Raw genomic sequence first — 19,796 nt, 5'->3', positions numbered from 1 at the left:
AAGGACTAGCTGGGAGAAGAGAATTCAGACAAGTAAGTGGAAGTAATGCAAACGAGGCGTTCTGGGAATTCGGTTTACCGTTTGCATTATAGTTGTAAACAGCAAAGCCTACAGAACAAAAAGTGGTTTTAGAAGGAGATTGCGAGCATGGGTAATTTTTTTACCAATGACCAGGGGACGGCAGCGATAGAATATTCCCTACTTATAAGTTTAATCGGGATGGCCGTTATCGGATCTCTTCAGTTATTAGGCGCCAATGTGTTTGATGGTCTTTCGATGATGAATCAGGTTTTTGTATCGACCCAATTAAAGGATGACTCGTTGCCTCACCCCTAGGGAGAAAGTACATACCATACCTTAACCCTCTGCGACCTAAGGGGGTACCTTCCTTGTGCTTTTCGGCACTGTATATTGAAACAAATTTCTAGTTCTGTTAGTCGCCAATTTTTGAAAAAATTGGTGAAATCATTCGAGGGTAGGAAAGCAGCTTTTCCTGCTAAAATTTCTAGTAAATGAGGCCAAATAGTCCGATTTAAATACAACGATCTTCTTTAAATCTTAAGTCTAGGGGGTGGCTTACCGAATAAATTGAGAAAAAGAAGGGAGTGTATATATGTTAGTACGATTTCTTGTGATCCTTATGGTGTGCGCCACATGGGGTTGTGAATCATATTCGATGAATCATCAGACTTTTGATACCTTGACTACAGGGCCACCCCAGGCCACCATGACCTCTCTTTCGACATCGGAACTTCAAGGCTCCTCGAGTCTTACCCAACGGGTGAGCATTTCTCAAGCCGCGAAGAACGGATTATCTCAGGAAAAAGACATAATAGACCCATTCCCCACTGTGTATTTCCCTTTTGATAGTTGGGAGATTTCGTCAGAAGTTCAAGACCGTCTGGATGCCACTGCTAATTGGATGAATCGCTTTCCGAATTATGGCCTCACTATTGAGGGGCATACCGATGTACGTGGGACAGAAAGTTATAACATGATTCTTGGTGATCGACGAGCAAGAGCCGTCAAAGAATATCTAGCGGATCTAGGAATTTCACGCAAACGTCTTGATGTGGTTTCTTTTGGGAATACCTTGGTTCTGTGCGAGATCGATGATGAGCATCAATGTCATCAATTTAATCGACGTGCAGACTTGCTGCTGGAATAATTCATTTCCCTGCTCTTCTCTGCTCTTGACCCTGCTGACTTTAGTTAAGACGAGTGTATTTGACTTTTTGTAATTTTCCACTCTCATCCCTCTTCCAGTCTTTCCTCCCAAATTTTCAAAATTTCGAACAATTCATGTGGGCCTGGTTCTTAGCTATTCTTGTTTTTTGTATTTTTTTTATCAACAAGGGCGTTTCCCATTTAAGCGGCCCCCTGAAGTTCTGTCTTGTAATTGACAATCATTTGCCGATATGGTATTTGCAATAGACTTGCAACAATGAGTCACAATAAAGGTTCAAATCTTTTGGTAAAATCTGAAACTAACATCAAAAAGAATCTGCGAGCCACCGGGCGACGCATGACCCGTACTCGCCAAGCGGTATTGGCGTTATTGCAAAGGACTCGCCAACCAGTTAGTGCCAACGAAATTTTTGATCAATTGCAACAGGAAAAAGTGGCAATTGATTTGGTGACCGTATACCGAACCATGCACGTGCTGAAAGAACTGGGCTTGGTTCTCCAATTGGACCTTCATCAGGAAGGTCTCTCAAGGTATGAACTGAAAGAAGGGCGGGAACATCACCATCATATTCGTTGCCAGATCTGTGGTCTTATCGTGGACTTGTTGTTATGCCCATTAAAAAAAGTCACAAAATTGATTGAACAACAGACGCAATTTATCGTGGATGATCATACGTTGGAGTTCACGGGATTGTGTCCACAATGTCAATAATATGATCAACACTCTTGGACCGAGACTTTCAAAAGCTGGCTCTATCGCCTCTCTGGTGTGTGCCGTGCATTGTGCGTTAACGCCTCTGGCATTGATTGCCCTTCCCGTCATTGCCGCACATTCGTGGGATGGTCTTGATGGAATTTTAGGAGCCTTTTGGGCGGATACCACCGAATGGATGTTTTTAGGGGTGATAGCCTTATTGGCAGGTTTTGGATTGTTGGCGACCTATCCTAGGCACCGAGATAGCCGTCCTGCTCTTCTGACTGCTGGCGGACTCGTGGTGTTAATGGCTGCCCATCTCTTTTTTGAATCAGGCGGGGGTGTGGAGATAGTTCTTGATGTGATTGGAGCATCCATGATCGCACTGGCCGGGTTTTGGAATCGACGTTTATGCCACCATTTGGGTTGCCATACTCATGAGCATACGCATGAAGCTGGCAGTCCTAAAATTCAACCTCTTCCCGATTTATCCTCAAATTCTTAAGCTTTCATATCTCAAGTTCGGTTCCTGCCGGCGCCATTAAAGGCATTTTTATCTTGAAATTCTCGTGAGGCGCGTTGCGACCTTTTTATGCAAAGCTTTGCCATAAATAAGGGACAGCAGAAATGGCACTCTTATCATTTGAGGACAGGTGTCAGACCATGCCAGGAGGAATCATGAGAGGGTCTTTGATATTCGTTAAAGAGTATCAAATAAGTTAAGAAGTCAAAATCTTACTTTTAGCCGACTTATCCATTGTTTCAGCCAAATCATCAAGAAGCTGTTCGGTTTCTTCCCACCCGATACAGGCATCTGTAATTGATATTCCCCACTCCAGGGGTTTCCCCGCTTCCCATTTTTGATTGCCCGGCTTCAGATTACTTTCAATTAATAGGCCAAGGATAGCGTTTTGCCCATTGGTGAATTGCTCGACCACGGATCGAGCCACCGGAACCTGACGCGTATGATCTTTTTCTGAATTGCCATGAGAGCAGTCAACCATGATCGGGCGACGAATGCCTTCTTTCGTTAGACAACGCACCGCCTCGGAAATATCTTCCGGGTTATAGTTGACTCGGCCACCGCCACCACGAAGAACTAGGTGTCGGTCTGGATTGCCATTTGTTTTAATAATTGAAGTGAGACCGTCCGCATTTACCCCTATAAAGCTTTGAGGGTGTCGTGCGGCAATCATGGCATTGAGAGCGACTTGGAGCCCACCATCCGTTCCATTTTTCAGGCCAACAGGCATGGAGAGACCACTGGCCATTTCCCGGTGGGTTTGACTTTCGGTGGTTCGTGCTCCAATTGCCGCCCAGCTGATTAAGTCTGAAATATATTGGGGTGTGACAGGATCCAAAAACTCCGTCGCACAGGGCAACCCCAAGTTATTAATCCTGAGTAAAATAGAACGGGCCAGTTCAAATCCTCCTCCAATTTCGCAGGATCCATCTAAATGGGGATCGTTGATAAGGCCCTTCCAACCCACCGTCGTGCGAGGCTTTTCAAAATAGGTTCTAAGGACGATCAGGGCATGTTCCTGAATGCGGTCAGCGACCAGTTTGAGGCGTTCGGCATAGAGGATGGCCGCATCCGGGTCATGGATTGAACATGGGCCAATAATAACTAGCAGGCGATGTGAGTCCTGCCCGTGAAGAATATCTCGAATGGCTTGCCGGGATTGAAGAACCATTTGTCCGGTGCTTTCAGGCAAGGGCAGTGAACTTTGCATCTGTTTTGGGGTAGGAAGTGGAGAAATATCGATAATGTTTCGGTTATTAATGGGTTCTGCCATGTGACACGTCCTGGGTAAAAAGAGAGAATATCTGAAACTGCAGAATGAAAGACCGTAAACAAATTATGCCGGAATAGGCGTCATTGTAATAAGAAACCCTATATCCAGGCAACCAGTTAATGGCAGTCTGTCATACTCGACTTGTGAACAGGGTTGGTAGATTTGCTATTAAGGCCGTGCAAAGAGGAAAAGAGTATGAATCATGTAAGAATCCTTGGGATTGGAATGGGAAGTTATTGGGAGCCCCGGGTTCTGTTTGGGGAATGAAAGAGTTCAATTGAGGCTTGATAGCGCGTCAGGCAGTGGTGTTGATTAGACTGGCTTGTTGAGAGGTAAACCATTCCATGACATCTCGATTGGCGGGGTCCTGAAGAGAGCTAAATGAAAATTTGGTGCCAATAACTAATTCCGTTGTGGGGTCAACCCACTCAATAGATGCGGAAAATTTTGAAAAATGGTCGAATCCCGGCAAACGACAACTTATGTGGAGATGGGCCGAAGAGACGAGTGGCCATGCGGAAGGGGAGACACGAAATTGACAACCCGTTGGAGATAGATTGCAGAGCTGAACAGGCAGTACAGCGAGGATTCTGCCTTTGTCACTGAGAGGCCGGACGGCTCCAGTCATATTGACCGTCAAACGCGGAAAAGTGCGAGGATGTTGTCGTGAAACGTTTTGTGGGGCAGCTAATCTAATGATCGGAGGCAATGTGAGTGTTTCTTGGATGACTGTTTTAAATTCATAAATGTCTCCATCGATACATGAACGACCTTTACAAGATGTCCCACATTTTAGTTTGAGGAGTGCCGGATCATTAGGCAGGGCACAGAGGAGGGAGTGATCGGCTCCCAGCCCCAATAAATAGGTTTGGATTAGGAATTTCTCTGGTGTTGAGAAAAAGGTCAACCAAATTGTGTTTGACCCTATTGCCAGGTAGGAATTTGACGTATTCATGAGATCCTTTTCGGTAGCGTGAGGTCATGTTACAAGCCCAAACTTCAGCCCGCAAGATGATATAGGGATAACAAAAAAATACCACCCACAATGTACAGGAACAGGTTGAAAACTTTACAATATTCTCCAAAAGTGCTCATGCGGCGACAGAGTTTTCCACCAGCTCGGGATGGGAATGAGTGAAGCACTAGGCCGTTAAGAGGCGAAAAAATTATGACTTGGTTGCCGGGCGAGTTTCTTGTGGGTGAGGATGAAGTTCCTGAATGAGTGAGTCTGCTAACTTTTCAGCAGCAATAGCATAGGTCTGTGAGTCAATGGCTTGTTGAATCTGTGCAATTCTGGCTTGTCGAACATCCGGAATCTGAGACATGCGCTCGAGGTAAGATAAGACCTCTGGGGGCGGAGTTAAAGATAATAGTCCCTCATCTTTGGCTGGATTTGATGCTATAGCGGATACATTGCTGTTCTCATCAGGAGATGACGAAATTGTGACTTTAGGAGGAAGTGATGGCCTCTCTCCTTGTACTTTTGGGGAGATGGAAGAAACTGGATCCATTATATTGGGTGGTCTCAGGTCGAGAAGAAATTTTAAAGAATATAAATGGAAGAATCAATGACATCGCTAACTCTGCTCTATTGGCGGTGAACTTCTCCCTATGAAATTACTCGGCACTTTTTGAGAGTTCTCATATAGGAATGAGCTGATCATGGAACATGTTGTGGGCGCTCGGATTCAGCAATTACGGACCATTGATCCAGGAGAAATTCGCTTGGTCCGGTTAGCACTGCCTGAGGAGATCGAGATAGCAGGAAAGATATATGCCATCCAGGATACGATGCGTCCAGGAACAGCGTTTCTCGCCAAGCCCTGGGGAGACCGGACTGGCAAGTATCGAAGACGAATGTATACACGGTCAAACGCCTCCTTTAATGAGCCGCGCGTGTTGGAGACCTTCATCAATTATACTCATCGAGAGCAATCGGATACCTCAGGCTGGTGGCAATCAGAAATGGCAACCGACTGGTTTGAGAAGGGAAAGACGGTGGAGGTGCGCCTCCAACTGGACGAGGAAAGGGGCGTCGCGTTGGTTTATGAAAACACCAAGGTTTGTACGCCTGCGAATCTTCGTTTGGAAGATGATGGGATATGGGAAGGGATGCGAATGGTCTGTGTGGCCTTCGGCACGGGAATTACGCCATTTTTATCCTATGCCCGTTATCTAAAAGCCAACAATTTTGGTCGAAAGGGGGCGAGAGTTGGAGCCCACATGACGCTGGTGGCGAGTGTTCGCCATGAGGGTCAGTTAATGCTTCATGAGGAGTTGGCCGATCTTGAACAACAATTTCCCCAACATTTTCGATATCAACCAGTGCTCACTCGATCCTGGCCGATTGCCTGGGCCTATCTGAAAGGACGAATCCTGCGAGTAGCGCAATTCGTGGAGGGGAAGGATCAAATCGATATTATACCATTCCAAACTATTGTGCCGGATATCACCCAATCGCATCTTCGCGTATGTGGCAGCGTCACGGCCTGCCGACAGCTCACACTGGGCCTTGAACAGGAAGGGCTAATTCCGCTAACGGTGCGCACGGAGTCCTGGTAACAAAATCGTCATGACAAGCCGGAAAATTGGTGGGGATGATTCCCTATTCCCCTGCGGGCCTTGTAATGGAGTCTGGAATCGTGACATTAGGACGGCGTAATAAACGAATCACAGGGCGACCAAGGAAGGTGTAATGTCCACAGATCAGGCAGTGCAAGCTGAGTGTGACAAGAAGTTCCTGCTCCAACTGTTCTAAATGCACTGTTCTCGACCCACATCGAGAACAACGAGGATACTTTTCCGTGGAGGCCTTTTTTGTCATGGTCTTTTTGGGAGAGTTTTTGGCTGTCCTGCCGATGGGTTGGTCTGGCTGTGCTGACTTTTTCATGAATGAATCCTTGGTCAAGTTATTAGAAGAACTCATCTGGATATAACCAATTCTTGTGCCAAACTTAAACAGGGAAAAGTAGCAGGAAAGTCAAAAAATAGCCTAGAAACAGGATGAAGGAAGCGGACACTGGGTAAAATTTTCCGAAAGAGCAGGGTCAAAAATGCTGACCTGGAGAGCCGTCGTCCGGCTAAATTTCATTGACTGGAAGAAGGAGTCGAGGTTTGAGCGAGGATGGCTTCAGAACGAAGAAGGAGATTCGCGGCCTCCGATTGTCGGTTAGCTGCTTGCAGCAGTCGTGCATATCGTTGAAGAATGGCAGCCACGTCTGGATGGTTTGGGCCACTCGAGGCTTCTTTTAATTTAAGAGCCCGTTCGTATTGAACAGCAGCTTTGTCATATTCTTTCCGATCTTCGTAATAGGTGGCCAAGCTATACAGACTACTTAAGAGCAGGGGGTTCCCCGGTCCTAAGCTTTCAGCATGTTTAACGGTGGCCAATAATTGATTTTCCAGGTCCGGGGTCTGTGACTCTCCGGTTATTGCCGGAAGCGAGGATCTAGAAGGGGGAGAGTGTTTTCTTGGCGGGGAGGTACATGCGTTGAGCAGGACCATCAGGAGGATGAAGGTCCACAGCATTCCAAAAGCACATCGTATACTCCTGTTCATGGAACACCCCGATCAACGCATTTAAAAAAAGACATGAAAAGAAAATCAGAGGTGATTCTATGAACTCTGAGGCTGTTCTCGCAAGTGAACTCCCCGGTTTGTATTTATCAAAATAAACTATCTCATGGTGATCTTAAAGGGAGAAGAATAAACGATGACGGTTCTATGGTGTTCGATCTCGGCCCATGGCTTTGGGCATGCGGCGCAATTAATGCCAATCCTGAATGAATTAGATGGGGTGGTAGATGACCTGCATGTGATTCTACGCACGAAAGTACCGGCTGATTTCTTTCAACGGCATCTTCAGGAGGTCAGCTGGGAGTTGCAAGATGTCCAACAAGATGTTGGTTGTGTCCAGCGAGGGCCCTTGGACATTGATGTGGTGCGCACATGGGAGGCCTACACCGAATTTCACACAGATTGGAAGTCCAGGGTCGAGAAAGAAGCTCAGGCCATCCGATTGGCCAGGGCGAGTCTGGTGATATCGAATATTTCGCCTCTTGCCATCGCTGGCGCTTTCCAGGCGAAATGTCCGGTGGTGGGGGTTGCCTCGCTATCCTGGGATCGGGTGTTAGAGCCATATGTGCAAGCCGATGTTCCCGGTCATCATGTGATTCTCGAAATCATCCGTAACAGCTATGCGTTGGCAGACTCTCTCATCCGTCTTCATCCCGGTATCGAGATGCCGGCGTTTCGTTCGATAGTTGATGTGGGACCTTCTGCTCTCGTGAGGAAACCGAATGGTTATGATCTCCGGAAATCCTTGGAGGTGGGAGATCAGGAATTGATTGTTCTTATTGCCTTTGGGGGTGTACCGCTCAACCATCTTCCGCTAGAGCAGATGGCCGCAATGTCCGGATTTCATTTTTTAGTGAGCGGGCTGCCATCTTCGATTTCTTATGCCCGTGTGCATCGTGTAGAAAATCTTGAGATGCCATTTGGGGAGATCAGTCAACAGGTAGATATCATTATGACCAAGCCGGGATATGGTACCGTGATTGCCGCAGTCCAGGATAAAACGGCCCTCGTCTACGTCCGTCGCAAGAATTTTATTGACGAACAGAGTTTAGTGGACTATACCCATCGGTACGGCCGGGGCGCGGAGTTATCCCGTGATGACTTTGAATCAGGCAATTGGGAAGCTACGCTTCGAGAGGTGCTTGCGGTAGAGTTTCCGTCTGAGCCTCCCCCGTCACCGGGCACGGGTGATGTTGTTCGTCAGTTGAAACCATATTTGGCGTGCTAAGGGATGCCTGTAGCGGATCTGGTCAAGCATTGTCTGGTATCAGGGAGGGATAGGGGGCGACCGTATGGGCTTCAATCGTATTGATAACGTGTGATCCATTCAATTCTCGTTCTTTCCAAAAAACTCCGATCACTTCCACGGAAAGATCCAAGGAAATTGACGGTGGACCTTGCGTCCGATCGTGTTCACCAAAGATGACAATGGATTGTTCACCATCGGCAAGGCGAAAGACAAAGCGCATGACTAACTCGGATTCATCAATGTGCAACTCCGGTTGGGTGACTACTCCTCGAACGGCCACGAGTCGTTGATGATAGGAAGCCGGGTTACTCAGCAGCATGGCAATGGAGACCTGTTCGGGTGATGTGGTAAAAGTGGAGGAGGTGAGTGGAGGAGAAAGGGGCCAGAAGAGACTGGGTTTCGATGGCGCAGAAGTTGTGAACTCCTGGGTAGCTTCCGAAGAAATTGCCGGTATAGGCGCATAACCCATACCAACGAACAGGACAAAAATCCATACTCCAAGGAACGGGAATTTTGAAAAAATGGTCATGAAAGAAAAATTGTTTTTTAAAAACCCGATGCAGGGGCCAGTGAAAGTGAATGTTCCCAAGAAACTGTGCAAAAGCTTGGGAAAAGAATTTCCTCCTGTAAGGAATCATGTGAATGGCAGTCGTTGATTATTATGCGGTTCTTGGAATCGCGCTTCAAGCCTCGCAGGATGAGATTAAAAAAGCGTATCGCACTTTAGCCCTTCAATATCATCCTGATCGCAATCGAGGGAATCGTCAAGCTGAACAAAAAATCCGTGAAGTCAATGCGGCCTACGAAATCTTAGGAGATTTGGATGCCCGAAAAACGTACGATCGAATGCGACTGGGCTATGCGGAACCGATGGCGCATCGGAGGGATAGAGATCCTGAACCTGAGCCGGATGAATCCGTTTCTCCTTCAGTGGTCCTGGAACGAATGGAAGGAACTCTCCGGGAAGAATCCCGCAAGCAACTCTTTATGGTGTTGATACGCAATACACAAAAAATCAAAGAAGAATTAGTCATTATTCGGGAACGGGTCATTCGTGCCCAGGGGTACGATACCTTTCTGGAGAAAATTGTCATTCAGCGAGGCCGGGAAGTGGTAGATGAGCTGGTAACTGAGGAGTTCAAGCAACGTCAAGAGCGCCTTGTGGAGATAGCCGTGGAGATGGTGTGCTCGGCGGTTCCAGGTTCGATTCGAGGCTCAGATCAAATGGATCAGGTTCGACGAAGTTTAGCGAAGGCGTATCAGGAAGGATGGGTTCAAGGGTACGAACAAGCTTGTGAACTGCTATACGAGCGCAGGTAATCAGGCCGGATATATTGAGAAAATCGTCAAGGCATTAAGGATAGGGGAATGATGGACTCATGAGGCAAGCCTTGTTCAAAGATCGGAGCCAGCAAACGGGGTGCCCCATTTGCCGGGCGATCGCAGTTTCAGGAATTTCAGCGATCAAATGGAGATGGAGGCTGCTGAAATGAATTGCTTTTTGAGGCCGGGTTCCTTGATGTGGCTAATGCGTGAGCCTCCTTCGACAAGGTCACCTGGTCCTGAATGGGTGAGGCGACGCCTCGTTCCCGATGGCTTTTTGATTTGCCACTCTCCTCATCAGAATTAACGGCAGTCACCTGCTTTCGTGAATGATCCCCTCCTGATGAGGCGGGTTGCAGAAATTGAATAGCGCCTATTTCCGGTAATGTCATGGTCAGGACTCCTTCTCTCTGCCGAATTATTTGACAAACTTCCCTTTCATTACCCTTTGTCGGTAGGGAAGCCAAATGCTTGCGACCTGGGCTTGGGTGAGATAAGCAAAAAGACACGAAATAGAGGGCTATCTTCAGAAAACCTGCATGAATCGGATAAAACGCACCCAAGGAAGAATCAGCATCAAATATCCCAAACCGGATAAAAGGCATGTGTGGCAAAAAGAAACCGGTGAGAAGTGAAACTCCGCCCAGTTGGCTAAGGGGAGTTTCATCTCTTTCTCCCCTTATTATATTTCCAGATGCATGAGTGCTCTTTGCCTTGCGAAATCAGCCAATGACGGACAATTGTCATCATTGGTGTTTAGCGCGGCATTTTTCCATAAATTTTTGTATGGGGATTTTGGTTTAGTAATGTGTAATGTGGCTCTCTAAAGAGTGAGCTCAAACGGCAGGATCCCGAAATTATGCAAGAGTTTAAGGCCCATGTCAGTCGAATCAAGAACTTGACCCATGATGTCCGGGAGTTGGAACTCAACCTTACCGCTCCGGATTCAATTGAATTCAAGGCCGGGCAGTGGATCTCTCTGAACGTCTGGCATCCGGTTTTGAAACAGCATGTTGCACGTCAGTATTCAATTGCTTCGCCTCCGAGTCAGTCCCATCAGGTCAATCTCCTCTTTAACCGGGTACCCGATGGCCCGGCCTCCAGCTATTTGTTTGGGCTTCATGAAGGGGATCCCGTAACATTTCAAGGGCCCAATGGGTCGTTTTATCTCGAAGAGAAACCCGGACGAGACCTCGTTTTTGTGGCCACCGGCACCGGTATCGCCCCGTTTCGTTCGATGATTTCCACATTCCTAAAACAGCCGGAAGCTGGAATTCTGACGTTATTTTGGGGGTTGCGGAGCGAGCGAGACCTTTACTACCAAGATGAATTGGGAACCCTTGCAGAGCGGTATTCCAATTTCAGATTTATGACCACTCTCTCCCGTCCCCAAAATGTTTGGAAAGGATCGACCGGAAGAGTGACAACATTAGTGGAGAACCACATTGCATCAGTGAGCAATGTGACGTTTTATCTATGCGGAAATGGCGGCATGATACGGGACACGACGGCCATTGTGAGAAAAAAAGGCCTCTGTCCCATTCGCACTGAACAATACTATGATAAAGCCGGGGCCGGAACAGACGATTGAATCTGTCCCGACTCTACAGATAAAACAGGTGATGCCAATGATTGTTGAGCCAAACAACAAGTGGAGCTTTTCAGTAAACTGCCCCGCCATTTAAGAGAGCGAATCCATGTGGTTTGTTTTGCTGACGAATCCTCTCCCCCATACACACGAACTTCGTTGAGATTTGGATAGGCCACCTCACTCCAGAGGATAGCCTTTGTATTTCAGAAGTTTGTTCTGATGCAACTCTGGCGGTGTAGTTTGTTAAGCCACTGGGGTACACAACTTGGGCGTGTTCTTTTCTCTCATGAAGTATGTCAAAAAAGGACCCACGAACTCTTGAGTTTTGCCCACATTAGCGGATGTATATCAAGATCAAGGCAGGGATCTTATGGATTTATTTTCCGAGTGCCGGCGGCCTCAGATGTGGTCCGCAGAGGTTGGGAGGAAAGGCGGAAGACTAACCGTAAATCAATTCGAAAACTCATACCCCAATGCCCAGATGAACGCATCATCCGATTTCTTTTTCCCCGGCTCCGGGTCACTGTTATACCGGTATTCGAACGCCACCTTCAAAAACAAATTTCCATACACTTCTATGCGAGCTCCTTGCTCCGCTGTCAACCGCAGAGCGGTACTTCCCCCTACTCCCAGATCGCGAAATCCTTTTTGGCGGTGATACACTCGTAATCGATCTGAAATCAGATCATAAGTCCAATCCACTCCCCACGCAGCGGTAGCGGTTTTGGTCGTCCCGGTCTCTTGAAATTTTTCGTAAACAAATGCCGGACCAATGGACCCACTTAAGCTATGGCTTGGGGTATCGAAAAATTGATACCCGAGACCCAGGCCGGTCGTACTCCGGAGATCCAATCCCTGAAACTTATCATATTCGAGGAATTCGTAACTGTTGGCAAACAACCTTTTGGTGAAAAAATAATCATAACCTAGTGTGCCTCTGGCATTCTTGGCTGTGTTATCTCCATCCGCCTGGGCAAAGGCATACTTGCCGCTCAAGAGGCCACGGTGTCGTTCTGTCCACACCGTATTGTCGGTTGAGGCGTTCACAGCCGTGGTGTCCGTATTCCCCTTCGTGCGGTTACCTCCCAGGTCGAAGTTTCCTTTATAGCGAAGTTCTGGAATATTGATGGTCTTCACACGCGCCGGCGATAAACCTCCACTTCCGCCTAACGCGTTCATAGTCGTACGGGAGGTTTTGAGAAAACCATCTCCATCGGAATCTTTCTCCTCTTCAAAAACTTGAACAGAAAACGGTGTTCGGGATTGGAGTTGTTCTACCTCATCCCACTGAACCGATATATCCCCCGCATAAGCAGTTTTGAGAGTAAGAGCTTTGTCTTCCATAGAGTCAATGGTTCCGACCAGATGTATGCCATTTTTGAGAGTGATCTCATCTAACTCTTCACTCTCTTCACCCGCCATGGCTTCCTCTTTTGAGCTTTTGATAGCCTTTACGGAATTAAGGGTGATCATCAGGGGATCCGAGTCCTGGTCTCTCAACACCTGGATTGTCCCGGACTCAGCCAATTGGAGTCGGCCTTCATAAATCTCGCCGGTATCCAGAACCACCCTGACCGGCTCTTCAGTCGTCAACCCTGTCACCTCTTTCCAACGAAGCGGAATAGGATTGTGCATACTCGCCGACGCTCTCACCCGGAGGACACCATTCGTCATGCCAAATATCTTGCCTTGGAGAATGGTGCCATCTTTGAGAGAAATCTGTCCTGAGACTGCTGCATAAAGAGGACCGCCCGCACTTATTAGCGTAATACTAAAAAGGACGATGAAGAGTTTCAATCTCAATGTCATGATTCTCCTTGGTAGAGAAAATAACCTTGTGCGTGATCAATCGGATGCTTCATCACAAATCACGGACAATCAATAATCACATCCTATTAAATGTGACTTCGGACTATGTTACGAAACACTGTGTAGAAATTGGGCCTGCAACTGAAAAAATTGGCATGAGCGGACGTTGAGATGGAGCCCACTAACAGTGCACAGTACCCGAAAAGTTTTGGGATTATAGCCACAGATTCACCATAAAGCTACCCTAAAATGGTGCCAGACCAGGTATATTGTATAGCGTGAGATAAAGAGATATTTCACTTCTATTCAAATGCAAAAAGGGGAAAATCTCTACTGACGACAGGTAGGGATAACAGAAGGGGATATCGCCTGATGTATTGTGGAGAAATATAAGGGAAGCGTTTCCTTGTGGAGAGAATCTTTTCCTCTTCAGGATGAAGCTTAGGCGGGTTGTACCGGCGTGGTGTTTTTTTCTGAAGGATCCCTCCCTTCTTCAATCATTTTAAAATACCGCTAAAAAATTTTGATATTTTGCTGTCCCTTTTTAAAAAATCCCCCTCATTAAAATCCGCTCCTGTGGATGCCCTGAAATTCCTGATTGAATAAGACTGTCCAGACACGGAATCAATAATTTGTCAGACAAGAACAAAACTGTTAGCGCTTTTTTTTGAAAAGGTGGAGCCAAAGGGAATCAAGTCGGCATACCGCAAGACTGGAATGGTTACAGCTGTGAATGGCCAAATGGTGCTCCGCCCCCCACTCAGCTGCGGACTCTGTTGACCAATATATGAACTTGACGCATCTGGCAAAATGTCGTACGTTAAATCGTACGCAAATTAATGGAGAAATCACGATGACAAGCATCACTGCCACGGAAGCCCGAAAGCAACTTTACGCGTTGCTTGACGATATAGCGGATTCCCATGAACCGATTCAAATTGCCGGTAAACGCCATTCCGCGGTCCTCGTATCGGAAGAGGATTGGCGTGCCATTCAGGAAACGCTGTATCTCACGTCGGTCCCTGGCATGCGCGAATCGATTGCCAAGGGATTAAAAACCCCGGTTGCGAAGTGCAAACCGGACCTTGATTGGTGAGTTGGACGCTTGTTTATACTAATCAGGCCCGGCGCGATGCGAAAAAGGTCTCGCGGGCGGGTCTTAAACCCCAAGCAGAAAGGCTCCTTGGGATTTTGTCCAAAGATCCCTACCAAACCCCACCGCGCTATGAGAAGCTTCTCGGTGACCTTGCGGGAGCATGCTCCCGAAGAATTAATATTCAACATCGTCTCGTCTACCAAGTTCTCGACGACATCAAAACCGTCAAAATCATCAGAATGTGGACACACTATGACTAAGACAGGGGAATTTCCGCTTGTAGCGGAACGTCGCCTAAGCGCCCCTTCTGAACGGCGTCCGCGTTTGGGACCGCTTCCCAGCCCCAGATTCTGATGCATCCACCCGAATCGACACGGGTCACATGATCCTCAATACATTCAAAAAAGATGACGTGATACGGTCAGCCCGACAAGGGGTTTATAGTGATTCCAAGTTATTTCCCAAGGATTCCCCTCTTGGAGTCAAGCCAATATAGGTCACCTTGTCTTTGGAATTCCCTGTCGTTTCTCTTTCTCCCATTGTCCGACGCCTGCCGTTCGGCTCTATGGGAGGATGCTCTTTTTCTTGGCGGGCCTTGTCTGAGTCTGGTGAGTTGGCCCGCCCTCTTCCCTGCATCCACCCAATCCACTGAGGCCGAACGGGGCGTCAATGATTTTGGGTCCTTTTGCGGAAACAAAAGGACCTCGGCTGCCGGGCCGAAACCCGGTAACACAGAACATCACGTTGACACGAGAGCTGGGTAGGCACCTGCGATGCTTTCACCTACCAGCGCTTTTTACTGGCAAACCCCAAGAAAGATTTCTGACGCACATCGTAAAGCTGTAAGGCCAGAACCATACATTCTAAATAATCCCTCCCTTCCTCAGAACCATTTGTACCAATACCCATCAAGTGTTTCTTGACATTGTTCCTTCCTTGTTAAAGAATCCCCTACATTGAGATCGTCAGGTTTTAAGCATCAATAACAATTTCTCGCAAAGTCATAGAGCAACTGGAAGTCTGCGCACCTGGCCGCTACGTTATTGTCGCGCTGCAAAAGCTTCTAACCAAGGATGTATACTTGCTCAAGGTCGATGCCAATGAACGCTCTATCTCCTACCGTTTTGGCATGTATTTGCAGCAAGAGCTAATCGACTATTCCGTTGACTGTGAGTACAACAGAGAAGGAATTAAGCCAAAGCGCATCGGCCATCTTGGTCTGCGTCCGGACGCAGAGGACACAGAGGGTAAGACTGTGTTCCCTGACATTGTGGCTCACGTTCGTGGGCAGAAACAGAACTATCTGGTTATTGAGATCAAGAAAAGCACCAACAAGGTCAGTCGTACCGTCGATTTCCAGAAGCTTCGCGGGTAGGCTAAATTCAGGAGTTAGGCATTTTAATATAGAAGGGGAGGCAACATGCAGATTTATCGAATGCGTTTGCCACGAGCTGCCCTACAACAGCTGCCCGAAGCTGAGCGCGCGTTCTTTCTGTTGGCTGGACATATGCAGAACGAGCTCAATTCGCTACATAAGGTGTTTGCGTGGTGTTTGCAAAACCAAGCGAAAACTCCAATCGAAAGCTTAGTCAACGGGGTGCAGGCGCAACTCTATGCCCGTCTACTTGCCGGCAAGCTACTCGAAGCGTGGAATGCACTGAATACGTCGTTTTTTGGTACAAAAATTTCGCAACGGATCGAGGCGTCTTTGCATCCATCTGCTCAGGAAGCACTTGTAAGCCTGAAGGCTTACTTCCGCAAGTCAAACCTGATCCACCGCGTCCGCAATTCCTTCGCCTTTCATTATGCAGCTGAGGAGTTTGAGCACCATTGGTTGGAGGTCTCTGACGATCCGAATTTCGAGGTGGTTCTAGGTGGCACCGTTGGGAACAATATGACTTTGGCCTCTGAACTTGTCGTGAACACAGCAGTACTCAACTCCGCCAATCAAGGTGATCAATCAGCCGCGCTGCAAAAATTCCTTGAAGAAGTGCAGTTAACAGCTAACCATTTTACCAATTTTCTTGAAGGCGTGACCCTTGTATTCCTTACGTCCGTATACCCCTCCCCAATACGAGCACAAGGGAGCATTGAAGTCATTGATCCCCCGTTCCAGTTTGAGGGTATCGCCATTCCACATTTCTACGACCATGGCCTTTCGGACGATTAACCTGCGCATCAACATGGACATGTAAACAAGTGCGCTTCGTATTTCTGCGCCGCTGACTCTCCTCTTTCTGCTTTACCAAGCCGAAACAAAAAGGATCACCTATCCCCCAACACATTCAAAAAGATGACGTGATACGGTCAGCCAGACAAGGGGTTTATAGTGATTCCACTTTGTTTCCCGAGCATTCCCGTCTTGGAGTCAAGCCAATATAGGATATCTAGTAATATGGATTTTTCTGTGGTCTCCATTTTTTCTATTGTTCGAAGCCTGCCGTTCGGCTCCATGGGAGGATGCTCTTTTTCTTGGCGGGCCTTGTCTGAGCTTGGCGAGTTGGCCCGCCTTTTTCCCTGCATCCGCCCAATCTTATGAGGCCGAACGGGGCGTCGCTGGTTTGGGTCCTTTTGCCGAAACAAAAAACCTGTCCTGAGCCCTGCCGAAGGAGACCTCGGCTGCCTGGCCGAAACCCGGCACTTAAACGTTATTAGCATTCCGGAAAGGAAATGAGCGAGAATGGCCATTCAACGCCATTTTTTTTATTTTTTACAGAAATAGTTTGGCGTTGAGAGAGCATTCTCTTTTTCTTGCTCTGAAGCGTCATTGAAGGGGAGCTATGGCCAATCCGTGTCCACCATCGAAACCCAAAACACTTGTTCCTGTTGGAACCGGCTCAGATCTAAAATTTGCAAAGGCGCAGATTGGCCTCTTAAGACAAATGGCTCGGGATTTCAGGAGCAGGTTTAAGGTGGCTCTCTTTCGCAATAAAAAAGATGAGACCGTTCAAGGAACTCTGGCCCTTTTTTCGGGTCCAAGTGGCACTGGAAAAAAGATAGCAGCGGAAATCGTGGCCAAAGAGTTAAGACTTCCGATCTATCCCGTGAATCTCAACAAGGTCGTGAAAAAGTATATCGGGGAGACGGAAAAGAATCTGGCGCGCGCGCTGAAGACTGCTGAAAACAAAAAGGCGGTCTTGCTGTTTGACGAAGCTGATGCCTTGTTTGGGAAACGGAGTGAGGTGAGAGATACCGCTGAGGGGTATGCGAATATCGAAGTCAGTTATTTTTTGAAAAAGTTGAAGGCCTATCCCGGACTGGTCATTTTGGTTTCCAACCAGAAGGCCGGCCTTGACCCTCAAACGGGATGTGGCTTGAAATATCATTTCAAGTTTTCCGCTCTGCGTTCCACATCTCCCTCAAAGAGAAGATGAACCGGAGAAAATAAATAGGGAATGGGTTCCACGTTTCACATCAAATACACTCGAAAGTTAGTGAAGGCTACATGTAAATGGGGACTGGTTACTTTGAGGCCAACGTAACCCGAAAAAGATCCGATCCTGCCATCTTACATCACCCGACTGTGTCTACTTAACCGGGCGACTGACCGTTGCCGCAGCCCTGCCCTTTGGCTCGGATCTGAAGGAAGTCTTGATGTACGGGAATGCGATAGCCTCCACCGGGAATGGCAAAGTGGGCCTCAATATAGGCTTCGACGTCTTTTCGGCTGGGAGCATGCTCGATTTCGAGCAGATTGAGCATGAATTCGGCGACGGCATAGGTGGTGGAGAGGTCGGGGGTGTCGACATGTGCCGGATCGAGGGTAGTCATGACCTCGTACTGGTTGCCGTGGTTGGCCCGGAATTGTTCGGCGGTCCGGCGGAGTTCAAACCTGTGGGAGAAGAAATGATGAAACATGTTCATGCAGCCGCTCTCGCGATTCTGGAGGACGATGATGGTGACGCCCGTCGGGGACATCCAGGATACGAGGCGTTCGAGGTGCGCGAGCCATTCATCGGCACGGATGTAATAAAATGTATGGGAGGAGAGCACCAAATCGCCAGGGGTGGATGGCTGGGCGGACAGTATTGGCAGACTTATCGCTTCTGCAGTGGGAATGGCCTGTTGTAGTTGATTCAGCAGAAAGGCGTTTGGTTCGATGGCAATGGTGCGGTCGAAGGCGTCGGTGAAGGCGCGGGTGAGTTCGCCGTTCCCGGCCCCGGCATCGACAAACACCTGTCGCCCCGGCAGATTGTTTATGGCTTGCTGCAGCCAACGCTTTGCGTTCCGTTTTTGGTCGGTATGATTTAAGAAAATTTGAAAGGCCTGCTTGTAGGCCTCCCCCTGGGAATCAAAGATGCGAATGTGTTCCTGGTCGGTCATCGTTGGGGCCTCCGGTGATCTTTCGCAATGAAGAGGTATTTGCTGCAGTTTCCTGGAAAATGAAAACATGGTCCTGTATTTTTTGGTTCCACATCCGTGAATAACAGATAGTTTGTGACCTGGAAAAATTACGCTCAAAAAAATCTCAACAACCGCGATGAAAAGAATGATATCAGGAACCAGGGAATTTAACATCCATGATTGGTTAAAGAAAAAACGAGGTTCAGTCATCCCACATACATATGGTCGAGTTGAATAACCGTGAAACAGACCCTCGACTCTTTTTCGTTAATGGCGGCCTTTATGAATTTTCTTCCATTTATTCCCATTTTTTTGTAGGGTTGGGTTCAACCGGAAACTTCATAGGACCCAATTATGTGCGGTCGCTTCACACGCAAAGAGAATTTTCAGCATTTGGCGAAACAATTGGGGCTACAGGTCGTCCCCCCAATGGGTCCTCGCTATAATATCGCTCCCTCGCAGTTCATAGCCTGTGTACGCACCAATCTTGAGACTCGACAACGAGAATGTACGGAATTGAAATGGGGACTGGTGCCCTCCTGGGCCAAGGATCCCGGCATCGGAAATACGTTGATTAATGCTCGCGGAGAGACTGTCGCGGAGAAGCCAGCCTTCCGCAAAGCGTTTAAACAGCAGCGCTGCCTGGTCTTGGCCGACGGCTTTTATGAATGGAAACGGGAAGGGAAAACAAAGCAACCTTTTTACGTTCGCTTCAAAAATCATAGGCTCTTTGCGTTCGCAGGCTTGTGGGAACAGTGGAAGCAAAACGAGGCGGATACTTTGGAAACCTGCACACTTATTACGACAACTCCAAATGCGGTGATGGAACCTATCCATCATCGTATGCCGGTTATATTATCTTCCAAGGACTTTGCTGACTGGCTTGATCCAACTGTGCAAGCTGTTGAGCGAGTCAATACGTTGCTCAGACCATTTCCTCCCGAAGAGATGGAAGCCTACTCCGTCAGTCAACTCGTGAATAATCCCAGAAATGATCGCCCCGAGTGTATAAACCCCATTTAGTCGCCCCACTGGTCAAATCCCGCTCTTTCTCATTCAGATGAAAGAGAGGAAATGACCAATCTGATTCTTGAATTAAGTCTTTTTTTGTATGCCCCCATGCGGTAAAA

The 19,796-nt window shown here is 47.8% G+C and carries 23 protein-coding genes; 14 read left to right on the top strand and 9 right to left on the bottom strand.

The genetic code is table 11. The annotated features are described in order from the left end of the window. Positions 1–147 precede the first annotated feature (147 nt). The 4 genes from ACWHYD_RS10780 (at position 148) to ACWHYD_RS10765 (ending at position 2,387) form a co-directional block, all read left to right on the top strand. The gene (locus ACWHYD_RS10780; protein ID WP_447962041.1) at positions 148–336 is read left to right on the top strand and encodes a Flp family type IVb pilin; all 189 of its coding nucleotides are present in this window, start codon (positions 148–150) and stop codon (positions 334–336) included. 277 nt (positions 337–613) lie between these two features. Further along, the gene (locus ACWHYD_RS10775) at positions 614–1,168 is read left to right on the top strand and encodes an OmpA family protein (protein WP_447962040.1); all 555 of its coding nucleotides are present in this window, start codon (positions 614–616) and stop codon (positions 1,166–1,168) included. A gap of 357 nt (positions 1,169–1,525) precedes the next feature. Beyond that, positions 1,526–1,900: a Fur family transcriptional regulator gene (locus ACWHYD_RS10770; protein ID WP_447962039.1), complete on the top strand. Its 375-nt coding sequence runs from the start codon at positions 1,526–1,528 to the stop codon at positions 1,898–1,900. Position 1,901: 1 nt separating this feature from the next. Further along, positions 1,902–2,387: a MerC domain-containing protein gene (locus ACWHYD_RS10765; protein WP_447962038.1), complete on the top strand. Its 486-nt coding sequence runs from the start codon at positions 1,902–1,904 to the stop codon at positions 2,385–2,387. Between the two features lie 214 nt (positions 2,388–2,601). On the opposite strand, the gene ACWHYD_RS10760 is transcribed toward ACWHYD_RS10765, so the two are convergent. From ACWHYD_RS10760 to ACWHYD_RS10750, 3 genes are all read right to left on the bottom strand, one after another. Then, a complete protein-coding gene (locus ACWHYD_RS10760) occupies positions 2,602–3,678 on the bottom strand; it encodes a 3-deoxy-7-phosphoheptulonate synthase (RefSeq protein WP_447962037.1) in 1,077 nt (358 codons plus the stop codon). 295 nt (positions 3,679–3,973) lie between these two features. Then, positions 3,974–4,633, bottom strand: coding sequence for a PilZ domain-containing protein (locus ACWHYD_RS10755; protein WP_447962036.1), 660 nt, complete (start codon positions 4,631–4,633; stop codon positions 3,974–3,976). Between the two features lie 211 nt (positions 4,634–4,844). Further along, positions 4,845–5,003 (bottom strand): flagellar biosynthesis anti-sigma factor FlgM, encoded by a 159-nt coding sequence (locus ACWHYD_RS10750; protein WP_447962035.1) that lies wholly within the window; start codon positions 5,001–5,003, stop codon positions 4,845–4,847. Between the two features lie 337 nt (positions 5,004–5,340). On the opposite strand from ACWHYD_RS10750, the gene ACWHYD_RS10745 reads away from it, so the two are divergent. Continuing rightward, positions 5,341–6,240 carry a hypothetical protein gene (locus ACWHYD_RS10745; RefSeq protein WP_447962034.1) on the top strand — a complete coding sequence of 300 codons (900 nt, stop codon included), beginning with the start codon at positions 5,341–5,343 and terminating at the stop codon, positions 6,238–6,240. A gap of 43 nt (positions 6,241–6,283) precedes the next feature. Here ACWHYD_RS10745 and ACWHYD_RS10740 read toward each other — a convergent pair whose 3' ends face one another. Both ACWHYD_RS10740 and ACWHYD_RS10735 read right to left on the bottom strand, forming a co-directional pair. Further along, positions 6,284–6,568: a hypothetical protein gene (locus ACWHYD_RS10740; protein WP_447962033.1), complete on the bottom strand. Its 285-nt coding sequence runs from the start codon at positions 6,566–6,568 to the stop codon at positions 6,284–6,286. 197 nt (positions 6,569–6,765) lie between these two features. Beyond that, positions 6,766–7,206, bottom strand: coding sequence for a tetratricopeptide repeat protein (locus ACWHYD_RS10735; protein WP_447962032.1), 441 nt, complete (start codon positions 7,204–7,206; stop codon positions 6,766–6,768). 184 nt (positions 7,207–7,390) lie between these two features. Here ACWHYD_RS10735 and ACWHYD_RS10730 point away from each other — a divergent pair, with 184 nt between their 5' ends. Then, positions 7,391–8,482, top strand: a complete 1,092-nt coding sequence (locus tag ACWHYD_RS10730; RefSeq protein ID WP_447962031.1) for a hypothetical protein — start codon at positions 7,391–7,393, stop codon at positions 8,480–8,482. Between the two features lie 22 nt (positions 8,483–8,504). On the opposite strand, the gene ACWHYD_RS10725 is transcribed toward ACWHYD_RS10730, so the two are convergent. Next, entirely contained in the window at positions 8,505–9,032 is a 528-nt protein-coding gene (locus ACWHYD_RS10725) for a hypothetical protein (RefSeq protein ID WP_447962030.1), read from the bottom strand. A gap of 113 nt (positions 9,033–9,145) precedes the next feature. Here ACWHYD_RS10725 and ACWHYD_RS10720 point away from each other — a divergent pair, with 113 nt between their 5' ends. Continuing rightward, positions 9,146–9,823 (top strand): DnaJ domain-containing protein, encoded by a 678-nt coding sequence (locus ACWHYD_RS10720; protein WP_447962029.1) that lies wholly within the window; start codon positions 9,146–9,148, stop codon positions 9,821–9,823. A 137-nt stretch (positions 9,824–9,960) separates the two neighbouring features. Here ACWHYD_RS10720 and ACWHYD_RS10715 read toward each other — a convergent pair whose 3' ends face one another. Then, on the bottom strand, positions 9,961–10,218 hold the full coding sequence (locus ACWHYD_RS10715; protein ID WP_447962028.1) for a hypothetical protein: 258 nt from the start codon (positions 10,216–10,218) through the stop codon (positions 9,961–9,963). A gap of 467 nt (positions 10,219–10,685) precedes the next feature. Between ACWHYD_RS10715 and ACWHYD_RS10710 the strand changes: the two genes are divergently transcribed. Then, positions 10,686–11,417 (top strand): FAD-binding oxidoreductase, encoded by a 732-nt coding sequence (locus ACWHYD_RS10710; RefSeq protein WP_447962027.1) that lies wholly within the window; start codon positions 10,686–10,688, stop codon positions 11,415–11,417. 450 nt (positions 11,418–11,867) lie between these two features. Here the strand turns inward: ACWHYD_RS10710 and ACWHYD_RS10705 are convergent, their stop codons facing one another. After that, positions 11,868–13,226 (bottom strand): DUF481 domain-containing protein, encoded by a 1,359-nt coding sequence (locus ACWHYD_RS10705; protein WP_447962026.1) that lies wholly within the window; start codon positions 13,224–13,226, stop codon positions 11,868–11,870. 853 nt (positions 13,227–14,079) lie between these two features. Here ACWHYD_RS10705 and ACWHYD_RS10700 point away from each other — a divergent pair. The 5 genes from ACWHYD_RS10700 to ACWHYD_RS10680 all read left to right on the top strand — a co-directional run bounded on the left by ACWHYD_RS10700 (position 14,080) and on the right by ACWHYD_RS10680 (position 17,696). Beyond that, on the top strand, positions 14,080–14,322 hold the full coding sequence (locus ACWHYD_RS10700) for a type II toxin-antitoxin system Phd/YefM family antitoxin (protein WP_447962025.1): 243 nt from the start codon (positions 14,080–14,082) through the stop codon (positions 14,320–14,322). Further along, complete coding sequence (locus ACWHYD_RS10695; protein WP_447962024.1) at positions 14,316–14,582, top strand: Txe/YoeB family addiction module toxin; 267 nt, start codon at positions 14,316–14,318, stop codon at positions 14,580–14,582. Before ACWHYD_RS10700 ends, ACWHYD_RS10695 begins: the two co-directional genes overlap by 7 nt. Before the next feature lie 821 nt (positions 14,583–15,403). After that, positions 15,404–15,697, top strand: a complete 294-nt coding sequence (locus ACWHYD_RS10690; protein WP_447962023.1) for a hypothetical protein — start codon at positions 15,404–15,406, stop codon at positions 15,695–15,697. Positions 15,698–15,742: 45 nt separating this feature from the next. Continuing rightward, positions 15,743–16,492 (top strand): hypothetical protein, encoded by a 750-nt coding sequence (locus ACWHYD_RS10685; protein WP_447962022.1) that lies wholly within the window; start codon positions 15,743–15,745, stop codon positions 16,490–16,492. A gap of 610 nt (positions 16,493–17,102) precedes the next feature. Next, positions 17,103–17,696: an ATP-binding protein gene (locus ACWHYD_RS10680; RefSeq protein ID WP_447962021.1), complete on the top strand. Its 594-nt coding sequence runs from the start codon at positions 17,103–17,105 to the stop codon at positions 17,694–17,696. 157 nt (positions 17,697–17,853) lie between these two features. On the opposite strand, the gene ACWHYD_RS10675 is transcribed toward ACWHYD_RS10680, so the two are convergent. After that, positions 17,854–18,645 carry a class I SAM-dependent methyltransferase gene (locus tag ACWHYD_RS10675; protein WP_447962020.1) on the bottom strand — a complete coding sequence of 264 codons (792 nt, stop codon included), beginning with the start codon at positions 18,643–18,645 and terminating at the stop codon, positions 17,854–17,856. Positions 18,646–19,020: 375 nt separating this feature from the next. Here ACWHYD_RS10675 and ACWHYD_RS10670 point away from each other — a divergent pair, with 375 nt between their 5' ends. Further along, the gene (locus ACWHYD_RS10670) at positions 19,021–19,689 is read left to right on the top strand and encodes an SOS response-associated peptidase (RefSeq protein ID WP_447962019.1); all 669 of its coding nucleotides are present in this window, start codon (positions 19,021–19,023) and stop codon (positions 19,687–19,689) included. Positions 19,690–19,796 lie beyond the last annotated feature (107 nt).

Source organism: Nitrospira sp. Ecomares 2.1, from assembly GCF_965152585.1.
The sequence above is the reverse complement of the archived record's forward strand: the minus strand, read 5'-3'. Positions and strand labels throughout refer to the sequence as shown.